The 25,540-nt window shown below is 68.6% G+C and carries 25 protein-coding genes; 10 read left to right on the forward strand and 15 right to left on the reverse strand.

All coding sequences use genetic code 11. The features are described 5' to 3' along the window. Positions 1–20: 20 nt before the first annotated feature. From AC4IJH_RS07525 to AC4IJH_RS07545, 5 genes are all read left to right on the forward strand, one after another. A complete protein-coding gene (locus AC4IJH_RS07525; protein ID WP_490850755.1) occupies positions 21–446 on the forward strand; it encodes an SseB family protein in 426 nt (141 codons plus the stop codon). After that, positions 443–1,060, forward strand: a complete 618-nt coding sequence (locus AC4IJH_RS07530; protein WP_490850756.1) for a hypothetical protein — start codon at positions 443–445, stop codon at positions 1,058–1,060. Before AC4IJH_RS07525 ends, AC4IJH_RS07530 begins: the two co-directional genes overlap by 4 nt. Continuing rightward, positions 1,060–5,787, forward strand: coding sequence for a putative T7SS-secreted protein (locus AC4IJH_RS07535; protein ID WP_490850757.1), 4,728 nt, complete (start codon positions 1,060–1,062; stop codon positions 5,785–5,787). Before AC4IJH_RS07530 ends, AC4IJH_RS07535 begins: the two co-directional genes overlap by 1 nt. After that, the gene (locus AC4IJH_RS07540) at positions 5,784–6,203 is read left to right on the forward strand and encodes a hypothetical protein (protein WP_490850758.1); all 420 of its coding nucleotides are present in this window, start codon (positions 5,784–5,786) and stop codon (positions 6,201–6,203) included. The genes AC4IJH_RS07535 and AC4IJH_RS07540 overlap by 4 nt, the downstream gene beginning before the upstream one ends. A gap of 627 nt (positions 6,204–6,830) precedes the next feature. Continuing rightward, complete coding sequence (locus AC4IJH_RS07545) at positions 6,831–7,271, forward strand: hypothetical protein (RefSeq protein ID WP_490850759.1); 441 nt, start codon at positions 6,831–6,833, stop codon at positions 7,269–7,271. A gap of 12 nt (positions 7,272–7,283) precedes the next feature. On the opposite strand, the gene AC4IJH_RS07550 is transcribed toward AC4IJH_RS07545, so the two are convergent. The 9 genes from AC4IJH_RS07550 to AC4IJH_RS07590 all read right to left on the reverse strand — a co-directional run bounded on the left by AC4IJH_RS07550 (position 7,284) and on the right by AC4IJH_RS07590 (position 15,751). Next, complete coding sequence (locus AC4IJH_RS07550; RefSeq protein WP_490850760.1) at positions 7,284–7,865, reverse strand: Uma2 family endonuclease; 582 nt, start codon at positions 7,863–7,865, stop codon at positions 7,284–7,286. A gap of 56 nt (positions 7,866–7,921) precedes the next feature. Continuing rightward, positions 7,922–9,004, reverse strand: a complete 1,083-nt coding sequence (locus AC4IJH_RS07555; RefSeq protein WP_490850761.1) for a MarR family transcriptional regulator — start codon at positions 9,002–9,004, stop codon at positions 7,922–7,924. Between the two features lie 308 nt (positions 9,005–9,312). Next, a complete protein-coding gene (locus AC4IJH_RS07560) occupies positions 9,313–10,074 on the reverse strand; it encodes a hypothetical protein (RefSeq protein WP_490850762.1) in 762 nt (253 codons plus the stop codon). A gap of 227 nt (positions 10,075–10,301) precedes the next feature. Then, positions 10,302–10,529 (reverse strand): ferredoxin, encoded by a 228-nt coding sequence (locus tag AC4IJH_RS07565; RefSeq protein WP_490850763.1) that lies wholly within the window; start codon positions 10,527–10,529, stop codon positions 10,302–10,304. Between the two features lie 5 nt (positions 10,530–10,534). Continuing rightward, a complete protein-coding gene (locus AC4IJH_RS07570) occupies positions 10,535–11,749 on the reverse strand; it encodes a cytochrome P450 (protein WP_490850764.1) in 1,215 nt (404 codons plus the stop codon). A 236-nt stretch (positions 11,750–11,985) separates the two neighbouring features. Then, positions 11,986–12,777, reverse strand: a complete 792-nt coding sequence (locus tag AC4IJH_RS07575) for an ABC transporter permease (RefSeq protein ID WP_490850765.1) — start codon at positions 12,775–12,777, stop codon at positions 11,986–11,988. 77 nt (positions 12,778–12,854) lie between these two features. Next, on the reverse strand, positions 12,855–13,859 hold the full coding sequence (locus AC4IJH_RS07580) for an ATP-binding cassette domain-containing protein (RefSeq protein ID WP_490850766.1): 1,005 nt from the start codon (positions 13,857–13,859) through the stop codon (positions 12,855–12,857). Between the two features lie 410 nt (positions 13,860–14,269). Beyond that, the gene (locus tag AC4IJH_RS07585) at positions 14,270–15,109 is read right to left on the reverse strand and encodes a DUF4097 family beta strand repeat-containing protein (protein WP_490850767.1); all 840 of its coding nucleotides are present in this window, start codon (positions 15,107–15,109) and stop codon (positions 14,270–14,272) included. Between the two features lie 108 nt (positions 15,110–15,217). Beyond that, entirely contained in the window at positions 15,218–15,751 is a 534-nt protein-coding gene (locus tag AC4IJH_RS07590) for a hypothetical protein (RefSeq protein ID WP_490850768.1), read from the reverse strand. Positions 15,752–16,098: 347 nt separating this feature from the next. On the opposite strand from AC4IJH_RS07590, the gene AC4IJH_RS07595 reads away from it, so the two are divergent. From AC4IJH_RS07595 to AC4IJH_RS07605, 3 genes are all read left to right on the forward strand, one after another. Beyond that, on the forward strand, positions 16,099–16,740 hold the full coding sequence (locus tag AC4IJH_RS07595; RefSeq protein WP_490850769.1) for a GNAT family N-acetyltransferase: 642 nt from the start codon (positions 16,099–16,101) through the stop codon (positions 16,738–16,740). 157 nt (positions 16,741–16,897) lie between these two features. Then, positions 16,898–17,365: a hypothetical protein gene (locus AC4IJH_RS07600; RefSeq protein WP_490850770.1), complete on the forward strand. Its 468-nt coding sequence runs from the start codon at positions 16,898–16,900 to the stop codon at positions 17,363–17,365. A 9-nt stretch (positions 17,366–17,374) separates the two neighbouring features. Next, the gene (locus tag AC4IJH_RS07605; protein ID WP_490850771.1) at positions 17,375–17,713 is read left to right on the forward strand and encodes a hypothetical protein; all 339 of its coding nucleotides are present in this window, start codon (positions 17,375–17,377) and stop codon (positions 17,711–17,713) included. 41 nt (positions 17,714–17,754) lie between these two features. On the opposite strand, the gene AC4IJH_RS07610 is transcribed toward AC4IJH_RS07605, so the two are convergent. Together AC4IJH_RS07610 and AC4IJH_RS07615 are read right to left on the reverse strand one after the other, a co-directional pair. Further along, entirely contained in the window at positions 17,755–18,300 is a 546-nt protein-coding gene (locus AC4IJH_RS07610; RefSeq protein WP_490850796.1) for a MepB family protein, read from the reverse strand. Positions 18,301–18,357: 57 nt separating this feature from the next. Next, the gene (locus AC4IJH_RS07615; protein ID WP_490850772.1) at positions 18,358–18,852 is read right to left on the reverse strand and encodes a cupin domain-containing protein; all 495 of its coding nucleotides are present in this window, start codon (positions 18,850–18,852) and stop codon (positions 18,358–18,360) included. A gap of 131 nt (positions 18,853–18,983) precedes the next feature. Here AC4IJH_RS07615 and AC4IJH_RS07620 point away from each other — a divergent pair, with 131 nt between their 5' ends. Beyond that, entirely contained in the window at positions 18,984–19,598 is a 615-nt protein-coding gene (locus AC4IJH_RS07620; RefSeq protein WP_490850773.1) for a TetR/AcrR family transcriptional regulator, read from the forward strand. Between the two features lie 194 nt (positions 19,599–19,792). On the opposite strand, the gene AC4IJH_RS07625 is transcribed toward AC4IJH_RS07620, so the two are convergent. Next, positions 19,793–21,550, reverse strand: a complete 1,758-nt coding sequence (locus tag AC4IJH_RS07625) for a CocE/NonD family hydrolase (RefSeq protein ID WP_490850774.1) — start codon at positions 21,548–21,550, stop codon at positions 19,793–19,795. A gap of 121 nt (positions 21,551–21,671) precedes the next feature. On the opposite strand from AC4IJH_RS07625, the gene AC4IJH_RS07630 reads away from it, so the two are divergent. Next, on the forward strand, positions 21,672–22,331 hold the full coding sequence (locus tag AC4IJH_RS07630) for a TetR/AcrR family transcriptional regulator C-terminal domain-containing protein (protein WP_490850797.1): 660 nt from the start codon (positions 21,672–21,674) through the stop codon (positions 22,329–22,331). On the opposite strand, the gene AC4IJH_RS07635 is transcribed toward AC4IJH_RS07630, so the two are convergent. From AC4IJH_RS07635 to AC4IJH_RS07645, 3 genes are all read right to left on the reverse strand, one after another. Further along, positions 22,332–22,577: a DUF397 domain-containing protein gene (locus AC4IJH_RS07635; RefSeq protein WP_490850775.1), complete on the reverse strand. Its 246-nt coding sequence runs from the start codon at positions 22,575–22,577 to the stop codon at positions 22,332–22,334. Next, complete coding sequence (locus tag AC4IJH_RS07640) at positions 22,574–23,389, reverse strand: helix-turn-helix domain-containing protein (protein ID WP_490850776.1); 816 nt, start codon at positions 23,387–23,389, stop codon at positions 22,574–22,576. The genes AC4IJH_RS07635 and AC4IJH_RS07640 overlap by 4 nt, the downstream gene beginning before the upstream one ends. A gap of 65 nt (positions 23,390–23,454) precedes the next feature. Then, positions 23,455–25,281, reverse strand: coding sequence for a sigma-70 family RNA polymerase sigma factor (locus AC4IJH_RS07645; RefSeq protein ID WP_490850777.1), 1,827 nt, complete (start codon positions 25,279–25,281; stop codon positions 23,455–23,457). Positions 25,282–25,540: the final 259 nt, after the last annotated feature.

Genomic DNA, 25,540 nt, shown 5'->3' on the forward strand with positions numbered 1-25,540 from the left:
AGGGCCGGGGGAGCCTCTTCATGCCATTGAATGATCAAATAGCCGACCTGTACGAGGGGAACGGCAACCCACATGCCGCCGTCGGCGAATTCCGCCGCACCCCGGTATTGGTGCCGTTGATCAACGACGGTTTGCTGACCGCCGAGTTGGGCGGAATCCGCTGGATCTACGCCTTTTCCGACGAGGACGCCCTCGCCCGCTTCGCCGCCACCCAGAACATGGTGAGCACCGACAGCGTCGACGACTGGCAGTACGCCTCCGTGCGCGGCGCCCGGCTCCTGGACGTGGTCGTTCCCGCCCTCCAGGTCCCCGCGGGGGTGGCCCTGGACGCGGGCAGCGAACGCGGCATGGCCTTCCCGCCGGTCTCCGGAATCGTCCCCGACTCGGCAGCGATCGACATCGCCGCCACACCTGCCGGACAGGACGGCCAGGGAGGCCCGGCATGAGCGCGGGCGACGGCTACGAGCTGGACCCGGCAGCGCTCCAGCAGATCACCAAGGGCATCAACGCCACGATCTCCGAGCTCAAAGAACTCGGCATCGATGCCAACGCCCAGGTGGGCAAGGGATTTTCGGACATCGAACTGACCGGAATGGAGACCGGCCACGCCGGACTGACGTCGACTTTCGCCTCGTTCTGCGAACGCTGGGACTTCGCCGTACGCCAACTCGTCCTGGAAGCCAACGAAATCGCCCGCCGCCTGGATCTGTCCGCGGGCATGTATCACGAACAGGAACAGTACGCATCGGGCCTGCTGAAGATCGGCGTCAATGCGGCCATGGGCGACCCGACCCTCACCTCGGACCAGATCAAGGAGAGGACCTGGGGCCAGATCGGCTCGGACAACCCCTTCACCCAGTTCCGGGACCTGGACTGGAACCCGAATTCCACCGAGTCGCGAGAGGCCTTCGAGCGCACCCGCCAGGCGTGGAACGCGACGGGCAACAGCATTTACGAGAACGGCAGAGAAGTACTGAACCGCTACGGCGCGGACCTTCCCGAGCGCAAGCCGGACACAGGGACGACGGACAACGCCCAGCACGACGGGGGTAAGGGCTGATGGGCCTCGGCGGATTCATCAACAAGGCCGGGGAAGCGCTCGAAGCGGGCGTCGACGGCTTCAAGCGCGGGGCGGGCGAGGCCATCGAGTTCGGGGCCGACAAGGTGGCCGACGGGCTGGAGGCGGTCGGTGCCGACGGCGCGGCCAAAACGGTCCGCTCCGCCGGTGAAGACATGGCCGACGGGCTGGGCGCCCAGGTCGACGAACGACAGCTGGGCGAGACTGACGACCCCAAGCAGCTGGTCCACGGCGACACCGAGGCGCTCAACGAGACGGCCCGCCACCTCAAGGACTTCCACGCCGCCTTCGACAGCGTGGCGCAGGGCATGCGCAAGCTGGACAACGGAGGCTGGAAGGGCAAGGCCGCCGACAGCTTCCACAAGAAGTTCCAGGCCCACCCCAAGACCTGGATGCACGCCGCGGACGCCTGCGAGCAGGCGTACAAGGCGCTGGACTCCTACGCCGACACGGTGGGCTGGGCCCAGCGCAAGGCCCGTACGGCACTGGAGAAGTACAAGGCCGCCGAGGCCGCCAGCAAGAAGGCCCTGGACGCGCACAACGCCAAGGTCGACGCGTACAACTCCGCCGCCAAGACCTACAACGCGGCCGTGGAGCGCGGTGACGAGCCGGGCAAGAAGCCGCAGGAGCCGGGAAAGTTCACCGACCCCGGCGACAAGGGCCGCAAGGAGGCCGAGGAACTCCTCAAGGACGCCAGGCGCCAGCGCAACGAAGCCGCCGAACGGGCCCAGGGGGCCATCAAGAAAGCCCTGGCCCACGCGCCGGACAAGCCGACCTTCACGCAGTTCATGACCCTGGACTTCATACAGACCTCCGCGTCGGCCAGCATCCAGCTGGGGCATGTGGCGGGTGGTCTGGTCAGGGCCGGTGCCGAAACCGTGAAGTTCGCCCGCACGCTCAACCCTCTGGACCCGTACAACATCAGCCACCCCTGGCAGTTCGTGAACAACCAGGCCACCATGCTCGCCGGCCTGACGAACATGGCCGCCAACCCGCAGCAGATCCCCAAAGCCATCCTCGGCGAGGGCTGGGGCAACGACCCGGCCGATGCCTTCGGCGCCGCGATCGGCAATCTCTTCGGCGGCAAGGGCGCGGGCGGCCTCGCCAAGGGCGCCGCCAAGGGGGCGGGCCGGGCCGGTATGCGGGCGGGCGCCAAGGGCGCCGCCCGCGGCTCCCTCGGCAAGGGCGGCAACGGCATCCGCAACTTCGCCCGCGACATGAAGTGCAAGATCTTCGGCGGCGACCCGATCGACATGGCCACCGGCCGGATGGCGCTCCCGCAGACCGACGTCACCCTGCCCGGCAGCCTGCCGCTCGCCTTCGCCCGTACCTTCGAGTCCTCCTACCGCGCGGGCGGCTGGTTCGGCCCGACCTGGGCCAGCACCGCCGACCAGCGGCTGGAGATCGACGCCGAGGGCGTCGTCCTCGTCACCGAAGAGGGCTCGCTGCTCGCCTTCCCGCACCCCGCGGTCGGCGTCCCCACCCTCCCCGCCGAAGGGTCACGGCGCTCGCTGGAGCTGCTCCCCGGCGGCGACTACCTCCTCACCGACGCCGCCACCGGCAAGCGCTGGTACTTCTCCACCGTCGACGAGGACCTCGCCCTCCTCGACGAGATCTCCGACCGGCACGGCCACCGCATCACCTTCGACTACGACGACGAGACCGGCGCCCCGGCGGCCATCACGCACAGCGCGGGCTACCAGCTCAAGCTCACCACCGCGGACCGCCGCATCACCGCCCTGCACCTGGCCGCCGCCACCCCCGACGGCGAGGACCAGCTCCTGCTCACGTACGGGTACGACAGCGCCGGAAACCTGACCACCGTCACCAACTCCTCCGGCCGCCCCACCACCTTCGGGTACGACCCCCTGGGCCGTATCACCTCCTGGACCGACACCAACGACAGCCACTACGCGTACGTCTACGACGAGCTGGACCGGTGTACGTCCCAGGGCGGGGCGGAAGGCCACCTCCGCAACCACTACTCCTACCTCCCGCGCGATCCGGAGACGGGACTGCGCACCACCCTGCGCACCGACTCCCTCGGCCACACCACCCAATACCTCGTCGACGACGCCCTCCAGGTCGTCGCCGAGACCGACGCCACGGGTGCCACCACCCGCACCACGTACGACCGTTACGACCGGGTCCTGTCCACCACCGACCCGCTGGGCCGTACGAACCGCTACACGTACTCCGAGGACGGTCACCTGACCTCCGTCACCCGGCCCGACGGCTCACGCACCACGATCACCCGGAACGACCTGGGCATGCCGGTGACGGTCACCGACCCCTCCGGAGCCACCTGGCGCCACACCTACTCCGGCCTCGGCAACCTCACCTCCACCACCGATCCGCTCGGCGCGGTGACGGCCTACACATACGACCACCGGGGCCACCCCACCTCCGTGACGGACGCGCTGGGCGGAGTCACGCACCTCCGCTGCAACGAGGCGGGGCTCCCGCTCTCCGTCACCGACCCGCTGGGCGCCGTGACGGCGTACACCCGGGACGCCTTCGGGCGGATCATCACCGTCACGGATCCGCTGGGCGCCGCCACCCACCTCTTCTGGACCGTCGAGGGCCGGCTGTCCGCCCGCCTCGACCCCAACGGCGGCATCGAGGAGTGGACGTACGACGGCGAGGGAAACTGCACCTCCCACACCGACGCCGTCGGCCGGACCACCACCTTCGAATACACCCACTTCGACCTCCTCGCCGCCCGCACCGACCCCGACGGCGTCCGCCACACCTTCACCCACGACACCGAACTCCGCCTCACCCAGGTCACCAACCCCCAGGGCCTGACGTGGGATTACGCGTACGACCCGGTCGGCCGCCTGCTCTCCGAGACGGACTTCGACGACCGTCCGCTGACGTACACGCACGACCCGGCAGGCCAACTCACCTCCCGCACCAACGCCCTGGGCGAGGTCACGACCTACACCCGCGATCCCCTCGGCCGCATCGTCACGAAGGACGCCGCCGGGCGCCGCACCACCTACACCCACACCCCCACGGGCGCCCTGGCCTCCGCCACCGGCCCGGACGCCACCCTCACCTACACCCGCGACGCCGTCGGCCGCGTCCTGACCGAATCCGTCAACGGCCGTACGCTGAGCTTCACTTACGACAGCCTCGGCCGCCGCGTCTCCCGCAGGACCCCCACCGGCGCCGTCACGACCTACACCTACGACGCGGCCGGCAACCGCTCCGCCATGACGGTCTCGGGCCACACCCTCGACTTCACCCATGACGCCGCGGGCCAGGAACTGACCCGCACCGTGGACGCCGCCCTCGCCCTCACCCACACCTGGGACCCCACGGGCCGCCTCCTGTCCCAGTCCCTCGCGTCATCCGACCGCGAACCCCTCCAGCACCGCTCCTACACCTACCGCCCCGACGGCAACCTGACCTCCGTCGACGACTCCCTCACCGGCCGCCGCACCTTCGACCTGGACCGCGCCGGCCGCGTCACCGCCGTCCACGCCGCCAATTGGTCCGAGTCCTACGCGTACGACGAGGCAGGCAACCAAACTCACGCCAACTGGCCCGCCACACACCCCCATTCATCCGCCCGCGGGGATCGGTCGTACACCGGCACCCTCATCACCACCGCCGGCTCCATCCGCTACGAACACGATCCCCTCGGCCGAGCCACCCTCCGCCAAAAGACCCGCCTCTCCCGCAAACCCGACACCTGGCGCTACACCTGGAACACGGAGGACCACCTCACCTCCGTCACCACCCCCGACGGCACCCTCTGGCGCTACCTCTACGACCCCCTTGGCCGCCGCACCACCAAACAACGCCTCTCCCCCGACGCCACCACCGTCCTCGAATCCACCCACTTCACCTGGGACGGCCCCACCCTCACCGAACAAACCACCCACACCCCCTCCGCCCCCGACTCCATAACCCTCACCTGGGACCACCAGGGCCTAACCCCCCTCACCCAGACCGAACGCAAAACCAGCGTCCTGTCCGACGCCCCTCAACCCACCATCGACGAACGCTTCTTCACCATCATCACCGACCTCATCGGCACCCCCACCGAACTGGTCTCCCCCACCGGCGACGTCGCCTGGCAGTCCCGCACCACCCTCTGGGGCACCACCACCTGGCCCCGCAACGCCACCGCCTACACCCCTCTCCGCTTCCCGGGCCAATACTTCGACCCAGAGACCCAGCTTCACTACAACTACTTCCGCACCTATGACCCCACCACCGGCCGCTACCTCAGCCCCGACCCTCTCGGCCTCTGGCCTGCCCCCAACCCCGTCGGCTACGTACCCAACCCTCATGCCTGGGCCGACCCATTCGGCCTCACGCCCTGTGACCGATTCCGGGCCGATACGCGTCGACCGGACGAGGTATTCAGAGACGGTTTTGAGCCCAGGGGCGATAACATGAGTCTCGAAGAGCATGTTTACGGCATTTCCGGCGACTACACACCCCCCTCCGGGTACGTAGCAACAACCGAATCCTCCAATCACGCATTCTCTCGACTGAAAACCACTGACGGCCACGTATACCTCATACGGGACGCCGAAGACGGCATTAACGTCAACAAGAGAATCCCAGACAACCCGCTCTCACATGAACGCGAAATTGCGTTCCCGAGAAAAATCGAATCATCATCAATCGTCGGCGCCTGGGATAAAAACAGAAAGTGGACCCCCAACCCTCACTACGGAGGCCCATCGTGAGCGAACGCATCTCGCTGACAGCAGTGGCAGAGAATAACGCATCAGAACCGGTATACATCGAGCCAAGTAGCACGCCCCCATATCGGATCACCGTGACGAGGGCAGAAGGACCGAGCAGAGAATACTCCGGCGACAATCTTTTTGCCTGCCTACTCAGAGCCCGGATGGATCTGGAGTCGGAAGGTCTACTGCTGTGCTGCCAAGGGGCGCGGCCAGACGTAACGAACTCCGGGATGCAGGCCCAAATGACTGGTGGAAGGTTCGTATACACATTCAATAGATCTTCGCGCAGCATAAGCGATGAAGTCGTCGATATATTCTCCCCTGCTCGCGCCGACGAGGTGACCACTGTAGCCGAACAGCGTTCAGCTATTTTCGATTTCTTCCGGATTCAAGATCGCCAAAGCGGAGCGTGAACCATCACTGGCGCCGAGATATTAGACGGCAGTCGATTGCGCAATACTCGCGCTACTCAAAAGACGGCCTGCGAGTAGGCCGTTGCATCAGGTATGAGAGTTGGGGTAACACGTGGAATATCTCAACGCGGAATTTACCTCATCGCGACCGTAGCGGGCTCCTCTGAGTTTCCTGCGCCGGAAGTGACACCAAAATCAGCAGGCACGATTATTAAGGATCGCCTCAAAGTGTCCCACCAGCAGCCGCCTTTCAACTATGGAGGGCCATCACCGTACGGCCCGCAACCCATCCCATCCGAGGAACCACAGTTCGGGTATCCGAATCAGCGACCATCTGCACCCGGGTTCGGACCGCAAGGGCAGTACGGGGCACCGCAGCAACCGGGGTACGGAGGCTGGGGTGGGCCGCCGCCTATGGGGCCGCCGCCGATACCGCCCAGGCGGAGGGCTGGGAAGGTGTGGGGGATTGTTGGGGCGGTTGTGGGGGTGGTGGTTATTGGGGGGATTGCTTCGGCGGTTGCGTTCAGTGGGGGTGGGGGCGGAAAAGGTGGGGAGGAAGTGGGGCCCAAGTTCAAGGTTAGTGTGCCGAGTTCGTTGCTTGGGGGGACGTATCGGTTGGAGCAGGACTTGAGCAAGATGGCTGATGCCGAGGTGCCGGACAATGGGTCGTACGGGCGGAACTTGAGGACTGTGGGTGGGCAGTACAGCTCTGGGAACAAATCGATGGTGATGATGGGGCTGTACGGCACCTTCTCGGATCCGCAGCGGGCCATCGAGCAGACGATCCATGGGATGAAGCGGGCCGATGGGGCCGAAGTTGCGGTGAAGGAGAAGGAGTTCACGCCGCGGGGTGATGGGAGTCCGTTGACCTGTGGGGTGCTCGTCAAGCGGCAGATGGGGCAGCGGATTACGGTGCCGTTCTGCGTGTGGGCCGATTCGAGCACGAATGGGAATGTAGCTGAGACCGACGGTGATAAGCCTGATGTGGCGCCGGAGTCGGTGGATTTGGCGGCGTTTGCGGAGAAGGCGGCCAAGGTGCGCAGTGAGGTGAGGGTGCCGGTCGGTTGATGGGGCGGCGCGTCAGTGGGTGTAGTCCTTGAGTTTCTCGGTGTTGAGGGTGATGGCTACTGGGGCCGGGATTTCGAGGATGCTGCCGTACGGGTAGGAGGTGCGGCTGCGGTACGTACCGCGCTCCGGGTCCGTGTAGACAGTGACCGTGCAGTTGTCGCGGTCGATGAGGAGGTAGACCGGGATGTCGGCGGCGGCATAGCCGTCGCGCTTCTCTACTCGGTCGCGGCGGTCGGTGTCGGGGTCGTGTGAGGTGACTTCGACGGCCATCAGGACGCCCTCCGGGGACGCCCATTCGCCTTGGCCTACGAAGTGGTCCTCGGGGACGAGAACGCCGTCCGGGCGGGACCGGCCTCTGCGGTAGCTCTCGGTCTTCAGCCCCTGCTCGGGATACAACGCCAGCTCGGGCCGCTGCTGCATGCACTGTTTGAGGAGCCACATGATGATGGCTCCGTGATCGCCGTCGGGCGCCGGCTTGACCTCTAGTTTTCCGTTCACGAATTCCAGCGTCACGGTCTCGGGGGCCGTGCGGGCGAGCTGTTCGAAGTCTTCGACAGTCATTTGCTGGGGTTGGTGAGCGGTGCTGCGGGTCATGGCGTCGCCTCCTCCCCTCCATGGTGCCCCGGTGCGAGGGGGCGTGTCCTGCAAGGTCATGGGCGGAGTCTTTCGGGGCGGCGGGTGGATGCGCGGATCTGTTGGGCGCGGTGGTGGACTTCGGTGGGGGTGAGGGGGGTGGCGGGGCGGGGTGGGGGGTCGTTGCGGCAGTTGCGGCAGGTGCCGCCGGGGAGGGCTTCTGGGCGGCCGGGGGTTCGGCAGATCGTGCACTCCATGATGCGCAGGGGTGGGCGCGTTGGCTGGGACGGTGCGGCAGGGGGTGCGGGTGGGGGGAGTTTGTCGGTGAGGCGGCGGTGGGCGAGGGCGGCGGGGTGGTGGATGCGGTCGGGGAGGCCGGTGGTGAGGGCCTGGGTGATGTGGGGTTCGGTGGCGCCGCGGGTGAGCCATTGGTCGACAAGTGGGGCGAGGGCGGTGCAGTCGGTGGCGGACAGGGCCATGCGGGGGTCGACGCGGACGAGCCGGGCCAGGAGGCCGAGGGCGGTGGTGCTGTGCGGGTGGGGCTGGTGCGGTGCAGCTGGCTGCTGTGGGTCGGGGGCGGGTGGGGCGTGCGCGAGTGGGGCGTCTGCAGGTAGGGCGTATGCGGGCGGGGTGGCTGCAGGTGGGGCGGCTGCAGGCGGGGTGGCTGTAGGTGGGGTGGCTGCAGGTGGGGCTTGTGAGGGGGAGGTGAGGGGGGTCGTGGGGGTCAACTTTGCCTGTGGGAGGGGCTGTTCGTGGGAGGGATCGGTATCCAGGGCGCCGTTGACGAAGGCTGCCCACCAGGTGTCGGCGCGGGGCGTGCGGGAGAAGTAGGTGTGGTAGACCCAGCGGGCGGCGGTGGGGGTGACCAGGTGTTCTCGGATGCGGCGCAGGTGGCCGGCCTGGTGGAGGTGGTTGAGGGCGGTGCGGCAGGCGGCCTGGCCGTAGCCCGGGATGTGGGCGGCGAGGGTCTTGATGTCGATGGCGGCGCCCTCGGGGAGGTGGTCGATGTACGCCGCGATCTCGGCTTCACGCTTGGGTAGGTGTGCGAAATCGGCGGCGGACGGGGCGGTTTGGAGGGGGACGGTCCGTTTGCCGTAGCCCGGGTTTGCCAGGGGGTGGGACGGCGCGGAGGGGACAGGGATAGAGTTGTAGCAAGCCACGGTCGAAGCTTCTTTCTTCGATGCGTCGGTAGCCGGGATCGAGCTTCTGCTTATCGATCGGCCGGTCAGACCCCGGTACTGGTGTTGGCGCACCAGCCGGGGTCGTTCATTGCTGCGCACGCTAGACGGCGCCGACGGGTTGTCGCAAGCCGGTCACCGAATGTCATCTCGCCTGGTATACGCGCGAGTTCGCGCGCGTACGTGCGTACGTACATGCGGAGGTGGAAAGGGTGGGAGGGCGGGATTCATCCCTCCTACCCGCGCATAGGTAAATGGAGCTCGCGTCTCGGAGCTCGGAACTCGGGGTGTCAGCGGCGGAAGAGGCGGCGGAGGACGTTGCGGACACCCTGGAAGCGGCGGCGCTGCCTGGGGAGGGTGATGGTGCCGGCGGTGCGCCAGTCCGCGGTCTGGGCGACCAGGGTGGTCAGGGTCCGGTAGAAGGCGGATGAGCGGTCGGCGCCGTCGAGGTCGGCCCAGACCAGGAGGTGGGAGAGGACGGCGTCGTATTCGTGGTACGGGCGGGCTCGGAGGTGGTTGCCGAGCTTGTCGCGCATGGCGCGTTGCCGCTCCTCGGTGAGGCCGGAGGTGGGAAGTTCGTCCAGGAGGCGCTGGCCGCCGGCGAGGACGAAGTCGACGAAGGCGTTGCGGTGTTGGGCGTCGGACCTGGCCAGGCGGGCGTTCTGGACGTCCTCCTCGCGGCCCGGGGTTTCGTTTCGCACCTGGTCGTTCTCGGCGGCGGAGAGCGCGGGTACGCGGTAGTTGAGCAGGTCGGAGTCGTACGCCTCGCCGAGAGCCACGTGGGTGAGTTCGTGGACGAGGACGGCGAGGTGGTCGGTGCGGGTCGTCTCCGGCGAGTGGGAGTAGGAGATGGCGTACTGCCCCTGGGCGTGCCTGCGGGTGTTGCCGCCGGACCTGCCTGCCGTACGGGAGAAGGTGGCCTGGTCGAGGTGGCCGGTCAACTCCCCCAGGAGACGGGTGACATGAGGGTCGCGGGTCGCGGCGGCGTAGTCACGGACGAGCTGCCGGTCCTCGGTCGTGCTCTCCTGTGCCGGGCTGCCCTGCGTCGTCATGCTGTCCTCCACCGGGAGTGCCTGCCGCTCCAACGAACAACTCCAACGAACAACGTCGACTCATGCGCCAGTCTGCTCGCCACCGACCGGCGAGGGGGATACGGAAACACGCCTCGGAGCTCGGGGATCGGAGCTTGGGGTTTGCTGCTCGGTCGGCGGGAAGCGAGCAACGAAGCGGCCCCAGGAGCCGGTTGTGGCTCCTGGGGTCTGTTGTTCGAGTCCCGTCCCTACGAGGCGGCCGGGGCGGTGTCGTCTCGTTCGGTGAGGGTGATGGCCGAGGCGGGGCAGGTGCCGGCGGCGAGGCGGGTGGCAGGGTGGTGTGGGTGGGGTGGGTGGGGGGTCAGGAGGAGGACGAGGCCCTCGTCGTCGTCCTGGTCGAAGACGGCGGGGGCGGTGAGGGCGCACATTCCGGCGCCCACGCAGCGTTCGCGGTCGGTGGAGATTTCCAGGTCCATGGCCATTACGCCCTGTCCCAGGTGACGGGGAGGCTGCGGACGCCGTAGATGTTGGCCTGCGTACGGAGGGGGATCTCCTCGGCCGGGACGGCCAGGCGGAGAGTGGGGAAGCGGTTGAGCAGGGCGGGGAAGGCGACGCGCATTTCGACGCGGGCCAGTTGCTGGCCGAGGCACTGGTGGGGGCCGTGGCCGAAGCCCAGGTGGCCGGTGGCCTTGCGGTGGACGTCGAGGGTGTCGGGGTCCGAGAACTTGCGCGGGTCGCGGTTGGCGGTCTGGTTGGAGAGGAAGACCGTTTCCCCGGCCTTGACCAGCTGGCCCGCGATCTCGACGTCCTCCAGTGCGGAGCGCAGGATCCCGTCGGCGACGGTCAGATAGCGCATCAGTTCCTCGACGGCCCCGTCGGCGATCTCCGGATCGTCGCGCAGGGCGGCGAGTTGATCCGGGTTGCTCAGGAGAGCGAAGGTTCCGAGCGCGAGCATGTTGGCCGTGGTGTCGATGCCGGCGGCGAGCAGCAGACCGCCGACGCCCGTCAGCTCCTCGTCGGTGAGGTCGCTCGTGATCAGGTCGCTCAGCATGTCGTCGGTGGGGGCGGCGCGCTTGGCCAGGACGAGCTGGTGTACGTACTCCCCGATCGCGTTCATGGCGGCGCCGCGCTCCTCGTCGGGGAGGCTCTGGTCGAACAGTGCCACCACGTGGTGCACGAACTGGTCCCGCTCGGCGTACGGGACGCCCAGCAGTTCGCAGATCATCAGCGTCGGGACGGGCTGGGCGAACGCCTCCACCAGGTCCACCGTGGGGCCCTGACGCTCCATGGCGTCGAGGTGCTCGGTGGTGATCTGCTCGACCCGCTCGGTGAGTTGACGCATCCGGCGGACGGTGAACTTGCCCGCGAGGAGCTTGCGGTAGCGGGTGTGGTGGGGCGCGTCCATGCCCGTCATGTCACCGGCGGGCGCCGGCGGCAGCGCCGCACCGCCGTAGTCGACGAGGGGGTGGTGCAGGAGTTCGTAGCGGGCGCTGAAGCGCGGGTCGCCCAGGATCTCGCGGATCTCGGCGTGACCGGTGACCAGCCAGCCCTCGTGGCCGTCGGGGAAGCGCAGGCGCCGCAGCGGCTGCTCCTCGCGCAGCGCCGTCAGTTCGGCGGGCGGGTCGAAGGGGCAGCCCTGGGTGCGGTCGTTCGGGAGGGCGGGCAGCGGCTGGGGGTTCGACGGTTCGTGTTGCATGGTGTCCTCCGGTGCAGGGTGTGTGCGGTACGCGTGTTGCGGGTGCGGACGCTGTTCTCATGTGCCGTTCGCGTGTGCACAGCGAGCGCGTACGGTCCCGTACGGATCCGTACGGACCCATCTGGGGCCGTACGTCGATCAGTGCGGAGCAGAGTGACGGGCGGTGCAGAACGAAGTGGTCTCAGTGGCCCGAGGCGGCGATCTTGCCGTACCAACTGGCCGCCACCGTAAGCGGATTACCGCTTCACGCCCCGGTTGAAGGCCGCGCGGGCCCACAGGAAGCCGACCACGGTCAGGCCGACGCACCAGGCGACGGCGATCAGGCCGCTGTTGCCGATCTCGGTGCCCATCAGCAGGCCGCGCAGGGTCTCGATGACGGGGGTGAAGGGCTGGTACTCGGCGAACCAGCGCAGCCCGGTGGGCATCGACTCCGGCGGGACGATGGCGCTGCCGAGGAAGGGCAGGAAGGTGAGCGGCATCGGCAGGTTGCTGGCGGTCTCGACGTTCTTGGCCATCAGGCCCATCGCGGCGGCGAGCCAGGTCAGCGCCAGGGTGAGCAGGGCCAGGACGCCGATGGCCGCGATCCACTCCACGGCGGTGGCGCTGGGGCGGAAGCCCATCAGCAGGGCGACGCCGGTGACGAGGGCGATGCTGAACAGCGTCTGGATGACGCTGCCGACGACATGTCCGGTCAGGAATGCGCCTCGGGAGATCGACATCGTACGGAAACGGTTGACGATGCCCTCGGTCATGTCCTGGCAGATGCTGATCGCGATGGACAGGGCTCCGGAGGTCGCGGCCATCAGGATGATGCCGGGCGCGACGTAGTCGATGTACTCGCCGTCGCCGCCGGACGCGCCCCCGATGCCGGTGCCCAGGGCGCCGCCGAAGACGTAGTTGAACAGCAGCAGCATCACCAGGGGCATGGCGACGACCGAGACGGTCACGGACGGGTAGCGCAGCGCGTGCTTCAGATTGCGCCGCAGCATCGTCATCGAATCCCTGGCGGCGTAGGACGTGGCGCTCATCGGGCTTTCTCCATCTGGGAGTTGGGACGTTCGGTGGGTGACGGGGGTGCTGCGAGGGCTGGGGCGTGCTACGAGAGCTACGGCTTGGCGCCCGGCTTGGCCTGCCCCGTGAGCGTGAGGAAGACGTCGTCGAGGTCGGGCGTGTGCACCGTCAGGCTCTCGGCCTTGACCGAGGCGCCGTCCAGGACGTCCAGTACGGCCCGCAGGGTGGGGATGCTGCCGTCGCTGGGGATGGTCAGCGTGAGCGCCTCGGGGTTGGGCGAGACGTTCCCGAAGAGGGTGGCGGCCGAGTCCAGACCGTTCACGTCCGCGAACTGGAGGCGGATGTGCCCGCCGGGGATCAGCCGCTTGAGCTCCTCGGCGGTGCCCTCGGCGACGAGCTTGCCGTGATCCAACACGGCGATACGGTCCGCGAGTTGGTCGGCCTCCTCCAGGTACTGCGTGGTGAGGAAGATGGTGACGCCGTCGTCGGCGACCAGGCTCTGGATGATCTCCCACATGGTGCGGCGGCTGCGCGGGTCCAGGCCGGTGGTCGGCTCGTCCAGGAAGATGATGCGCGGGTTGCCGACCAGGGTCATCGCCAGGTCGAGCTTGCGCCGCATACCGCCGGAGAAGGTGGAGACCGGCTTCCTGGCCGCCTCGGTCAGCTCGAAGCGGCGCAGCAGTTCGGCGGAGCGGCGGCGGCCCTCGCGGCGCGGCAGGTGCTGGAGGTCCGCCATCAGCATCAGGTTCTCCTCGGCGGTGAGGAGGTTGTCCACCGCCGCGAACTGCCCGGTGACGCCGATGGCATCCCGTACGGCACCGGCCTCGCGGACCAGGTCGTGGCCGCCGACGTGGGCCTGTCCGGAGTCGGCGGAGATGAGGGTGGACAGGATCTGCACGGTGGTGGTCTTGCCCGCGCCGTTCGGCCCGAGCAGCGCGAAGATCGAGCCCTGCGGGATGCTCAGGTCGATGCCGTTGAGCACCCGCTTCTCGCCGTAGGACTTGGCCAGCCCGGTGGCGGTGATCGCCGGCGCGAGGGCGGTCGTGGGCGCGGTCGTGGGCGTGATCGTGGGCGAAGTCGACATGATCATGACAGGCATGCCTCGGTTCTGTGTCGGGGACGTCGTGGAACGTCTTGGAACATCTGGAAAGTCGTGCGAAGTCGTGAGTGATCGCTGCGGGAGTGGATCGCTGCGGGAGTGGATCGTTGCGTATGGGATCGCTGCGTGGGTGGTCGCCAGGGGCAGCGAGGGGCCGTACGAGGTCGTACGCGATCGATCGGGGCCGCGGCGGGCAGGCCCGGGAGCGGCGGCTCGCGGTACGGGCAGTAAGTGCGGTACGGGGAGCCGCCGTTCAGGCGGGCGGGTACGGCGGGCTGCGCTTCACAGGCGCTGTACTTAGAGGCGGCGTACGGGCCACGTACGAACTACGTACGGTCTATGCAGGAGTACGGTCGCTGCGCTACCAGCGGTGAGCTACGAGCGGCGGGCTATGAGCGGCGAGCCACGAGCTACGCCCGCCGAATCACAATGTCGCCCATGCTGGTACGAGCCCGCACCTCGACCATCTCGCCGGAGTTCCCGGGCCCTTCCGCCGCGTCCAGGGAGTTCTGCACCTTGCCGAACGAAGTGTTCACCTCCAGCCAGGCCGCGGTCGACTCGCGGATGCCGACCTCCAGGTCACCGGCGGCGGTCTGCAGGGTGACCCGGCCGCGTACCACCTCGCCGACCCGGATGCCGCCGTTGGCCGACTTGGCGTCGACCCCGGCGTGGGCGACGCCGACCGAGATACGGCCGTTGGCCGCTTTCGTCCTCAGCTCTCCGGTGATCTCGCCGATCGTGATGTCGCCGTTGCCGTTCTTGACCGTGGCCGGGCCCGCGATCTCGCCGACGTCGATCCGTCCCATCCCCAGGATCTCCGCGTCCCCCGATGCGTGGTCCAGGCGGATGTCGCCGAAGCCGGTCTTCAGGTACACCGTCGTCGCGGTCTCGACCTGAAGGTCACCGGCCGACGTCTTGAGGGTGCACTCCCCCAGCGGGCCCTCGCACGTGACGTCCGCCATCGGCGAGTTGACGTCCACGTCCGACCCGGCCGGCAGCTCGATGGTCACATCGAGATGGGGCCCCTTCTTGGCGAACAAGTTGCGGGTCTTGGGCCCCTTGACCACCAGCTTGCCGCCCGAGCAGGTGACCTTGGTCTGCTGTACGGCCCGTACGTCGAGGTCGGCGGTGGGGTCACCCGGCTGTACGTCCACGACCGTGTCCGTGCGCTTGCCCGCGATGATCCGCAGGGTCCCGATCTCGACCTCGACGGTGGCGGAGAGGGGTTCGGGGGTGTCGAAAGTAGGCATGGCTGTCCCGTTCTCATGACTGTGGAGTGCTGCACTCCCGCCGGTCGAGCAGGAGAAGGAGAGTGGTGCGGTACGGCCTCACGGGGCGCGGGCGGGCAGGCGCGGGCGCTAGCGCACCCAGCCCGTGTAGCCCTGCTGGCCACGGCGGACGCCGCGGACGGACGGGCGGGCCTGCGCGCCCGGTTCCAGGGCGGCGGCCACCGCCCGTACGAGCCAGGCGTTGACCGACTGCCCCTCCTGGCCCGCCGCGTCCTCGACCCGGGCCTTGAGGTGGGCGGGGAGGCGGAAGTTGATGCGCGCCGTGCCGCCCTCGTCGCCGTCCGCGGGGACCGGCGGCGGCGCCGGTACGGCACTGGGCGCGCCGCCCTGCGGCTCGGCCGTCTCGTACGGCTCGGGGGACGGCGGTACGGTCACCACGAACTCGGGGTCGAGTCCGCGCAGCCGTACGTCCACGGAGCCCGGCGCAAGGTCGCGGGTCACCTCGCCCATCGCCGCCGACAGAGCGTTCAGCAGCGTGAGGCGGGCGGCCGATTCCAGGGGTGCGGTCAGGCGCTCGGCCAGAGCGCGGGCTTCGTCTCCGCCGGCGTCCGCGGCGACCGCGAGCTCGTGCCGGAGATTGTCGACGTACGGCGTGAGGTCCATGACGCCATCATGGCACCACGCTGGCACCAACGCAAGCCGCGGCGACATCACATGGCACCGCGATGGCGCCACAAGGGGTCATTGCGGCGCCACCACGGGCTTCGACGACACCACGCATCGCAACATATCCGCAGGTCAGAGGCCAGATCCGACACTCTGGCACCACACCTCCCCCTGCTGGCACCACCCCACACCCCCTCCTCGCCAAGGAGTTCCCAGCCGCCCCACGACGCACATCGCGGCACCACACGGCACCACACGGCGCCACATGGCACCACCTGGCGCCACACCACCCGCACCCTCGTAATTCGTTCGCCGAACCGTGCCCCCTCCGGCAGGCTCCCGTCATGGGAGAACGCTTCTGGCCCCTGTACGGGCTGCGCATCACCACCCCCCGGCTGGAGCTGCGGCTCCCCGGCCTGGACCAGCTCGACGAGCTGGCGGCGGTCGCCGCGGACGGCGTGCACGACCCGTCCGAGATGCCCTTCACCGTGCCGTGGACCGACACCTCCCCCGAGAAGCGCGGACGCGCCGCCTTCCAGTACGTACTGGGTACGGTCGCGAACTGGCGCCCGGAGCAGTGGACACTCAGCCTCGCCGTACGCCACGAAGGCACGACCGTCGGCCTCCAGGACCTCTTCGCCACCGACTTCGCCGTAACCCGCGAGGTCGACACCGGCTCCTACCTGGGCCTGCCCCACCAGGGCCAGGGCATCGGCACCGAAATGCGCGCCGCCGCCCTCCACTTGGCCTTCGAGGGCCTCGGCGCCCTCTCCGCCACCTCGGCCGCCATGACCGACAACCCCCGCTCCCTCGGCGTCTCCCGCCGCCTCGGCTACCAGCCCGACGGCCTCAAAACCGCCTCCGTACAGGGCCGCCCCCGCACCCTCCAACGCCTCCGCCTGCACCGCACGGCCTGGCAGACCCACCGCACGGTCCCGGTCGAGCTGCACGGCCTGGAGCCGTGCCGCGCCCTGTTCGGCAGGTGAGGACAGAACGCGCGAGGACAGAAAGGGCAAGCGCTGAACTATACGTTCCTCTTGACCGTGTGCGGACAAGCGTGGTGGGGTGCTCGGCACAGTGTCAGGGGAGGGTCCTGGCGGACAACACCCGTGGAAAGCACGGGAGTTACATCAGGGGGAAATCTTGGAGTTCAATGCATCCCGCGTCGTCAAGGCGGCGGTCACCGGTGCCGTGGCGGTGTCCGTGCTGACGATTCCGGTGGCCGGGTCGGCGAGTGCTGAGCCGAAGAGGGCTGGGGCGGTCGTCGAGGTGGCTGCTGACAGCATTGATGCGAAGTGTCGGTCGCACAGCAGGAATTATGTGGTGCGGGAATACTTCCGGGGGCCCGCCAGGTACACGTTGCGGTGTGGGACACGGACGTGGGGGTGGAAGCACATCAAGTTGCGGCACGGGTGGAACAGCACGATGGACCGGAAGATTCGGGCTGCTATTTGGTCGGGGCGGCCCAATGGGCGGGGCGGGTTCTCGACCTATACCAATCAGTGTCCGAGTGTGGAGAAGTTCCGGACCATTATCGGTACGCCTGCCGGGCGGAACGATCTGCTCACCGCGTACAAGGTGAACAGCCTTGCGGCCGCGGTGAGGTGCTAGACAGCAGGTATGCAGACTCCGGCTGAGCATGCTCTGGCTCGCTCGTACACCACAGGTGACGGGGCGATCAGCTTCCATGTCGACGGGCTGTCGGTCGAGCATCAGCAGGACCGCGGCGTGACCTTGACGTACCGCCTGAGGGTGGTGCGTCAAGGTCACGAGGAGGAGCGGTGGGAATTCCGTCTGCCGTGGGAGGACTCGTCGTTCGTGGATGTGTTCACGTCGTCGGCGCCTGATCCCGAACGGCTCGGGCAGCTTGTGCACTTGGTGCGTGCGCTGCTGGAAGAGTGGTGGGACACCAAGGCGCACAATCGCCGGTCGCAGAGGATGGGCCGTCGGCTGAGCTGACGGCCCAAGTGGCACAGGTGACACAAGGCGACAGTGCCGTTCTATGGGTGGTAGAGCGCTGTGGCGCGGGTGGTGTCGGTGGGGGTGTCCCGGTTCAGGGGCAGGAAGTAATTCAGTTGCCAGGTCTGGGTTTTGGTGGCTTGGGCGCTGGTGGGGGCCGACCAGGGCGGGTAGATACGGAAGGCCCGTTTTCCGCCGGAGCCGTTTGCCGAGACGATGCCGTGGCGCTGGAGTGCGTCCATGGGGAAGACGAACTGGCCGAAGTGGTCCTGGTCGCTCCGGCTGCTGATGACGAAGAGGTCCACGGGGTCCGTGGAGTCGAACGGCTGGATGGGACCGCCCGGGGACCTCTTCCATACGGTGACGAACTGGCCGACCTTGGTGGGGGTCGTCCTGGCCGCGCGGAATCGGACGGCGCGGCCGTCCAGGGTGAACGCGTGGGCGGCGTACTCGGCGCTCTCGGCCTCGGGAACCGGCTGCGAGCAGGTGAATCCGCAGGGGTCGTAGACGAGCTCTTTCGCCGCAAGGAGATCGCGGTGGAAAGGGGTCGTGTCCGACCACGGGGCGGGGTGGGGGCTCGCTGACAGCTTGTGGTTCGTCGTCACTCGTTCACCCTGTCATGGCGGCGCGGGACTACGGCTCGGCTAGTCGAGGGTCATGGTGCCGTGGGTGTAACGCATGCCGTATTTGGCGCCGAGGGCGTTGACCTTTTCCAGGTCCATGGCGCCGGATTCCGTACGGACGGCCGGGCCGGCCTCGAAGACGTCCTGCATGAAGTGGTCCCAGCCGCCGGGGGTGGATATCTGGAGGGCGCGGGCCGGGGGCTGGGAGGCGTTGCGCATGGCGTGCGGAATGCCGTGCGGGAGGAGGGTGCACATGCCGGCGGTGAGGCGGTGGGTCTCGCCCTGGAAATCGACCTCGACCACGCCTTCCAGGACGTAGACGAACTCGTCCATGGATTCGTGGACGTGCGGCGGGACGTCGATGTCGAGGCGGTTCTCCAGGACGGCCAGGCGCCCCTCGCTGTCGTCGGTGGCGACCTTGACACCGAAGCCGGGCGGGAGCGGCACGCGGGTCCGGCGGGTCTCGCCCGGCTGGAGGATGAAGAACCGGTCCGCGGCAGGCGGGGTCATGGACATGGAGGTCTCCCTCTGGTGGTGGGGATCTGTATGTCGCTGGTGCCCCTTCACCATACGACAGAAGTGGAGGAAAATCTCCAGTTAGGGGAGATGGAGAAGGCGGCGGAGAAGGGGTCGCCTAGCATCGCGGCATGAGTGGACTGCGTGCCGATGCCCAGCGGAACCGGGAGAAGATCCTGGCTGCCGCCCGTGAGCTGTTCCGGGAGCAGGGCACGGCGGTGGCACTGGACGACATCGCGCGCCGGGCGGAGGTGGGCATCGGGACGCTGTACCGCCGCTTTCCGGACCGCGAGGCATTGATCCGGGACGTCGCGGTGGAGGGGTTCGCTACGGCGATGGCGGCGGTCGAGGCGGTGCGGTCCGCCGGGCTCGGGCCGATGGAGTCGCTGGAGGAGCTGTTCGCGCGGATCGTCGCGCAGCGGGACCAGCTCGTCATGCCGCTCATCGGAGGGCCGGTGGTACGGGACGCGCGCGTGCAGGAGCTTCAGCACGCGATCGTCGCCGAGCTGGAGAGGCTGCTGGCCGCCGGGCGCGAAGCCGGAGAGGTACGGGCGGACATCACACCCTTCGACCTGATCGGCGCCGCGGCGATGGTGTGCCGGCCCATGCCGCATCTGCCGAGCGACGCCGCCGGGGCGCTGGCGGCGCGGCATGTGGCCGTCTACCTGCACGGGCTGCGGCCGGAAGGGGCGCGGCCGTTGCCGGAGGCCGTGCATCCCGGGAAGCATCTGGCGATGGGCGACTGAGCAGCCCGTATACCCCCGCAGGCCGGTGGGGGCCGGAGGGCAACCCCTTCATGGCCGGGTCCCTGTGCGCCCGCTTCAAGGGCTCCAGCGTCAAGGCCTGCGCGAGCTGGTCAACAGGTAGGGATCAGACGGCAGTTACCCCGCCACGGCTCCCCGTACCGCTCCCCCGCGCGGTACGGGGAGTCGCGCGTTGGTCAGGGGAGCGGGAGGAGGAGCACCGAGGGGGTGTGGAGGGTGGTGCGGGTCGGGGTGAGGGTGGTGGCGTCGGCGAGGGGTTCGGGGGTGCCGGTGTTGCGGGCGTAGCGGGGGTGGGCGCCGCCGCTCAGTTGGAGGCGGAGGCGGTGGCCGGCGGGGAAGTGGTGGGCGGTGGAGGGGAGGGGGATGGTGGTGTCCGTGGGGGTGCCGCTGGTGGTGTGGAGGCGTATCAGGGTGTCGCAGATGTTGGTGGAGCGGTCCTTGGTGTCCACGTCGCAGAGGCGGGCGAAGAGGTCGGCGTGGCCGGTGTCGGTGGAGATGCGTACGCGAAGGGAGATCGGGCCGAGGAGGGTGAGGGGCTCGGTCAGCGGTGGGGTGGTGAAGGTCAGGACGTCGTCGCGGGACTCAAGCCGGGTGTTGTCGCGGGCGCCGGCGGTGCGGGAGAGCGAGCGTCCGCCGAGGGAGGGGGTGGGGTCGGAGGGGTCGTAGCGGAAGGTTGCGAGGGGGGTGGCGGGAGTGGGGGTGTGGGTGGGAGTGGTGGAGTCCACTGGGGTTGTGGGGGCCGGGGGCTGCTCGGGTACGAGGTGGCCGTCCGGTGCGAGGAACCACTGGTCGGCGGGCGGCGGGAGGTGGGCGGCGGCCGGTTGAAGGTCGGCGGCGGCCGGGGACCAGTCGTCGAGGTCGTGCCAGTCGTTCGAGCCGCCCATGTGTACGCGCACCCTCGTCGGGCGGAGGGTGGAGAAGTCGTCGCAGAGGTGGGCGCGGAGCCAGGCGAGGGTTTCGGTGAAGACCTCGGGCCAGCCTTGCTGGAGGGCCGAGTTGTGGGTCCAGGGGCCGACGAGGAGGGAGGTTTCGCAGCCGGAGTCGCGCAGGCGGGCGTACTGGGCGAGGGTCTGGTCGGCCAGGACGTCGTGCCAGCCGGTGATCAGGGCGGTCGGTACGGTGTGGCGGTCGGCGACGTGGCTCATCGACGCGCCGTACCAGAACGGGCTGGCGGCGTCCGGGTGGGTCAACACATCTTCCAGCCACGGGACTTCACCCCCGAAGCCGGGGACGTACGCCTTGCGGAGGGGCAGGGTGGAGGTGACCTGCTTCATGTGGCGGGTCAGGCGCATCGTCGCGCGCATGAAGGGCGCGAAGCCGAGGTGGGTGTAGGCCATGCCGAGGCCGGAGATCAGGAAGTTCTCCAGGGCCAAGGTGCCGTTCTGGTGGAAGTAGGCGTGCGGGTCGTGCATGCCGACCTGGACGACCATCGCCCGCAGCTCCGGGGGCGGGTCCTGGGCCAGCGCCCACTGGGTGTAGCCGAGGTAGCTGGGGCCCGTTGTGCCCAACACGCCGTTGAACCACGGCTGTTCACGCAGCCACGCCACGGCCGCGAGCCCGTCGGCGGCATCGTTGCGGAAGAGGGCGAACTCGCCGCCCGAGCCGCCGGTGCCGCGAGTGCTCTGGATGACCACGTGGAAGCCCTGCTCGGCGAAGAGGATGCCGTACATGGGTGACCACGGGAAGCCGCGCCCGTAAGGCGAGCGCACCAGGAGGGTGGGGAAGTCGCCGTCCGCGCGGGGGAAGTAGTGGTCGGTGATCAGCGGGCTGCCGTCGGCGGCGGGTACGGCGAGCCCCGGCTCCCAGCCGATCTCGTACTGCCGGGCGGGCAGGCCGCGGAAGGTCGCCCGCATCAGCCGCGCGGACAGCGGCGGCCGCGCCGCCTTGGGCGCCTTGGGCGCCTTGGATTCCTTGGTTGCCGTGCGTCGTGTCATAGCTCTCCCCAACCCCGATCCATTCACGTACGATGTACGAGAATAGTGCCTGCTTGGATGGGACGCGCAAGGGCAGCGAGGAGAGGAAGGGACAGCGGGCGTGGACCCTCAGGAACTGTGGATGCGCCCGGCCCGGCCGCGGCGGGGCCGCCCGCCCGCCTTCAGCCGGGAGGCGATCACGGCAGCGGCGGTCGCGCTGGCGGACGCGGAAGGGCTGGACGCCGTCACGATGCGGCGGGTGGCCGCACAGATCGGCGCGGGCGCGATGTCGCTCTACAGCTACGTCCCCGACAAGGAGACGCTGCTGGAGCTGATGATCGACCGGGTCAACGGAGAACAGGAACCGCCGGAGGCCAGCGGCGACTGGCGCGCCGACCTGAAGGCCGTCGCGCATGCGCAGCGCGGGCTGATGCTGCGCCATCCGTGGCTGCCCGGCGCACTCAACTCCCGCCGTACGCTGGGCCCTTGCACGCTCGCCTTCATCGAACGGGTGCTGGTCGCGCTGCGCCCGACCGAGCTGGACGGCGGCGCGAAGATGGAGATCTTCAGCCTGCTGACGGGTTTCGTGGCCGGGCATGTGGCCCACGAGGTCGCACAGGCCGCGGTCACGGACTCACCGGACCGCGCCGCGGCCGAAGCGCGCTATCTCTCGGCGGTCGTCGCCGAGGGCCACCACCCGGAGCTGGCCGCTGCACTGGCGGCGCCTGCGGGGTCTACGAGTCCCGATGCGACGTTCGCCCGATTGTTGGATCGGATGGTGGACGGCCTCGACGTGAGGTGATTACGGGCGGGGGGCGGCGTGGTCGATGAAGGCCGCCCAGGCGGGGGCGGAGAAGGCGAGTTGGGGGCCGCGGGGGTTCTTTGAGTCCCGTACGTGGACGGCGCCGGGGCAGGCGGCCACCTCGACGCACTCACTTCCTTCGCTGTCGCTGTACGTGGACTTACGCCAGGAGAGGGCGACTTCGACGCAGGCGCTGCCATCGCCGTCGCTGTAGCTCGACTTGAACCATATGAGTCCGTCGCTCATAGCCCTTCCACCATTCGTTCGATGAAACGCGCCGACTCCTCCACGCTAAGGGCCTGAGTGCGGATCATGCCATGGCGCGAGGTGAGCAAACGCAGCTCGGCTGGATCGGAGGTCAAGTTGCTCATCGACTGCCCCTCTGTCAGGCCGAAGTGCGCATGGTCCTTGGTTTCCAGCAGCACCAGAGATCCGTTGAGGGCCGCGGGGGTGACGCGGTCGAACGGGAGGACCTGTAGCGAAATGTGTCGCTTCCGGGCCATCTCCAGCAGGTGCAGTAGTTGTCGCTTATGCACGCCAAGATCGCCCACCTGGCAGCGTAGGACGGCTTCAAGGATGACGACACTGAAGTCCACCGGCGTCTTTTGGGCAAGCAGCTTCTGACGTTCCAACCGGGCCTCGACCCGGTTCTCGACCGTCTCGTCATCCAACGGCGGAGCATGGTTGCCGATCAAGGCACGGGCATACTCTTCCGTCTGCAACAGTCCGGGAACCAGGAGCGGTTGATACGACCACACCGTGATCGCATCCCCCTCGAACTCAAAGAAGTCCCGCGACCGTTCAGGAAACTTCTCCTGCCGAAGGAAGCTCAGCCCAGCCTTCAACTTCCCCCGCGCACCGAACAATTCATCCGCGATCTCCGCCAGCTTCGGCGGCACCGGCCGCCGCCCCTGCTCGATCGACTGGATCGTCGCGACCGAGTAACTGGACGCCTTGGCGATCTTCTCGCGGCTGACATCCGCGTCATGGCGCCACATCTGGAACTGGTTCCCGAAGTACTGATACGGAACCGGCGGCTGAGCAGAGCTGTCGGGCACGAACGTTCGCCTCCCCGTCCTCACGGTGCGCGTCACAGTAATTACGCAGCGTAGGACGCCGGGCGTTACCCGCGCTCGTGAACGGCAAATGTTCCCTCGGTCAGGTCCCTGATGGCAGCCACCGCTGCGGTGTACCGCCTGTCGAATTCCACCGGCCGACCCCGGTATTTGGTCAACTGATCGTCGGACACCGCCTTTTGGGCAGCTTCCAGGGCCAGGCGCAGGCTGTCCCGCGCCTCGGCGGGCAGGGCCTCGTACTCCTTCTCCAGGTCCGCGACACGCGCCTTGAGGCGTTCGGCGACATGGGACGTCGCCCTCGCGTGCAGGGCCTTCACCTGACCGTCGAAGTCGGCGATCTTCGTGTCGAAGGCCTCGTCGAGTACGTCGAGGTCCTCGATCCGCTTCAACAGCGCCCGCAGCTCGGCGACATAGCCGTCCTTCCAGGCCAGCTCGTCCTCGCCGAATTTCTCCAGCTCACCGGCCGGGTTGCCGGACGGCTTGCCGGGCTCGGGCCTCGGTTGGCCGCGATGCCGGGGCACGGCCTCGTCCGGCCGCTCACGGCCCGACTCGGGCAGCGGCTCAGGAAAGGGCTCGGGAAGGGGCTCGGGAAGGGGAACGCTCTCGATGCGGCGCCTGGGCCTGGGCTGTGCCGGGACGGTCACGCGGGCGTCGTCCGTGGGGCCCGCCTGCGGACGGTCGTACCCGTTTCGCGGGACAGGGAAGGCCAGCAGCACGGGCACCGGGGAGTACGCGAACGAGGTCGAAGGTGAGTACCCGTGTGCGTGAGAGTGAGCGTGCGGGTAGAGGTGACCGAGTGTGGTCTTCTCGCCCTGGTGGGGCGGATGTTGGTGGTCCGGCCCGTGGGGCTGCTGTCGCACTTCGATGGGGCGGTCGACGACCGCGCCGTTGCGGGCGGCGGGCTCGTCGCCACTCAGCAACGGGCCGATGATCAGGGCCGCGGCACCGGTCGACACCAGGGCGGCCACGGCGATCAGCACCTTCGTCGGGCCCGCCAGACCGGTCGCCGCGGAGCCCGAAGCGGGAGCTGCGGCCGGGGCGGCGGCCGGGGCGATGGCGATGAGCGAGGGCAGCTCGCGCGCCCCGAACAGCAGCAGCGCGGGGAGAAGCACCGCGCGCATCCGGCTTGCCACGGCGCGGAGTTGGTCGTGTACGTCGCGGCAGTCCGCGCACGTCACCAGGTGGGCGGCCACCGAGTCGGTGGACGGTTTGCCGGTGGTCCCCCGCATGTAGGCAGCCAGCCCGCGGCGGGCCTTCGCGCATTCCTCGGGTACATCCTTGGCAGCCGCCATATGGGCATCGAGGTAGGCCAGCCGCAGCCGCTCGCGGGCGCGATGGGCCAGCGTGGTGACGTTGGAGGGGGTGACATCGAGCTTCCTGGCCACCTCCGGCGCCGTCTCGCCGCACACGGTGGTGTGCCAAAGGACGATGCGCAGCCGCTCGGGAAGCGCCTTGAACGCCTGGGCCAGCAGGCGCTGTTCGACGGACTGCAGCGCCTTGGCCTCGGTGCTGTCGGGCGCGGGGACGTCCGCGACGGTCTCCTGGGCAACCACCCGGCCGGAGGTCCGTGCGCCGCTGATCGCGAGATTGCGGATCGTACGTACGAGATAGGGCTCGAAGCCCTCGGTGGGGCCGCCGCCTCGCGAGAGAAGGGCGAGCACGCGGGTGAACGCCTCGGCGACAAGGTCTTCCGCCTCGGCCTCGCCGGACCCCCAGCGGCCGGCCATCCGGCGTGCCGCGCCCCGGTGGCGGCGGAACAGCTCGGCGAACGCCTCAAAGTCCTTGGCGCGGCGTACCCGGTCCAGGAGGTCGCCGTCGCTCAGCGCGGACAGCGCCGTCGCACGGGGCGTCGCGGAGGACGAGGACATGGTCATGGTTCAGGGAAGCCCATTCAACTGGTTGAACAACGGACTGAATTGGGACCTTGCCGGCTGGGAGCAAACGCGGTCGAGAGGCGCAGGGAACGCGCCTGAGCGAGGAATCGCCCCCACACCGGTGCCGACCGGCACCGACGCGTGAATAGGTGTAGCCGGAACGCAGTCAGCATTACGTGCCGACAGCCCGCGGCACAGGGCCGAAAGACTCGCGCGGGTCGGGACCAAAGGCCTGACGCAATCCCCTTTGCGGAAGCTA

It is taken from the genome of Streptomyces sp. UF-297 (assembly GCF_058245575.1).

Coding starts and splice junctions, on each gene's coding strand:
- AC4IJH_RS07575 (WP_490850765.1), bottom strand. CDS start 12,777: ATGAGCGCCACGTCCTACGCCGCCAGGGATTCGATGACGATGCTGCGG.
- AC4IJH_RS07560 (WP_490850762.1), bottom strand. CDS start 10,074: ATGACGACGCAGGGCAGCCCGGCACAGGAGAGCACGACCGAGGACCGG.
- AC4IJH_RS07585 (WP_490850767.1), bottom strand. CDS start 15,109: ATGCCTACTTTCGACACCCCCGAACCCCTCTCCGCCACCGTCGAGGTC.
- AC4IJH_RS07530 (WP_490850756.1), top strand. CDS start 443: ATGAGCGCGGGCGACGGCTACGAGCTGGACCCGGCAGCGCTCCAGCAG.
- AC4IJH_RS07595 (WP_490850769.1), top strand. CDS start 16,099: ATGGGAGAACGCTTCTGGCCCCTGTACGGGCTGCGCATCACCACCCCC.
- AC4IJH_RS07635 (WP_490850775.1), bottom strand. CDS start 22,577: ATGAGCGACGGACTCATATGGTTCAAGTCGAGCTACAGCGACGGCGAT.
- AC4IJH_RS07630 (WP_490850797.1), top strand. CDS start 21,672: ATGCGCCCGGCCCGGCCGCGGCGGGGCCGCCCGCCCGCCTTCAGCCGG.
- AC4IJH_RS07525 (WP_490850755.1), top strand. CDS start 21: ATGCCATTGAATGATCAAATAGCCGACCTGTACGAGGGGAACGGCAAC.
- AC4IJH_RS07580 (WP_490850766.1), bottom strand. CDS start 13,859: ATGCCTGTCATGATCATGTCGACTTCGCCCACGATCACGCCCACGACC.
- AC4IJH_RS07550 (WP_490850760.1), bottom strand. CDS start 7,865: ATGACCCGCAGCACCGCTCACCAACCCCAGCAAATGACTGTCGAAGAC.
- AC4IJH_RS07615 (WP_490850772.1), bottom strand. CDS start 18,852: ATGTCCATGACCCCGCCTGCCGCGGACCGGTTCTTCATCCTCCAGCCG.
- AC4IJH_RS07590 (WP_490850768.1), bottom strand. CDS start 15,751: ATGGACCTCACGCCGTACGTCGACAATCTCCGGCACGAGCTCGCGGTC.
- AC4IJH_RS07570 (WP_490850764.1), bottom strand. CDS start 11,749: ATGCAACACGAACCGTCGAACCCCCAGCCGCTGCCCGCCCTCCCGAAC.
- AC4IJH_RS07565 (WP_490850763.1), bottom strand. CDS start 10,529: ATGGACCTGGAAATCTCCACCGACCGCGAACGCTGCGTGGGCGCCGGA.
- AC4IJH_RS07535 (WP_490850757.1), top strand. CDS start 1,060: ATGGGCCTCGGCGGATTCATCAACAAGGCCGGGGAAGCGCTCGAAGCG.
- AC4IJH_RS07605 (WP_490850771.1), top strand. CDS start 17,375: ATGCAGACTCCGGCTGAGCATGCTCTGGCTCGCTCGTACACCACAGGT.
- AC4IJH_RS07625 (WP_490850774.1), bottom strand. CDS start 21,550: ATGACACGACGCACGGCAACCAAGGAATCCAAGGCGCCCAAGGCGCCC.
- AC4IJH_RS07620 (WP_490850773.1), top strand. CDS start 18,984: ATGAGTGGACTGCGTGCCGATGCCCAGCGGAACCGGGAGAAGATCCTG.
- AC4IJH_RS07645 (WP_490850777.1), bottom strand. CDS start 25,281: ATGACCATGTCCTCGTCCTCCGCGACGCCCCGTGCGACGGCGCTGTCC.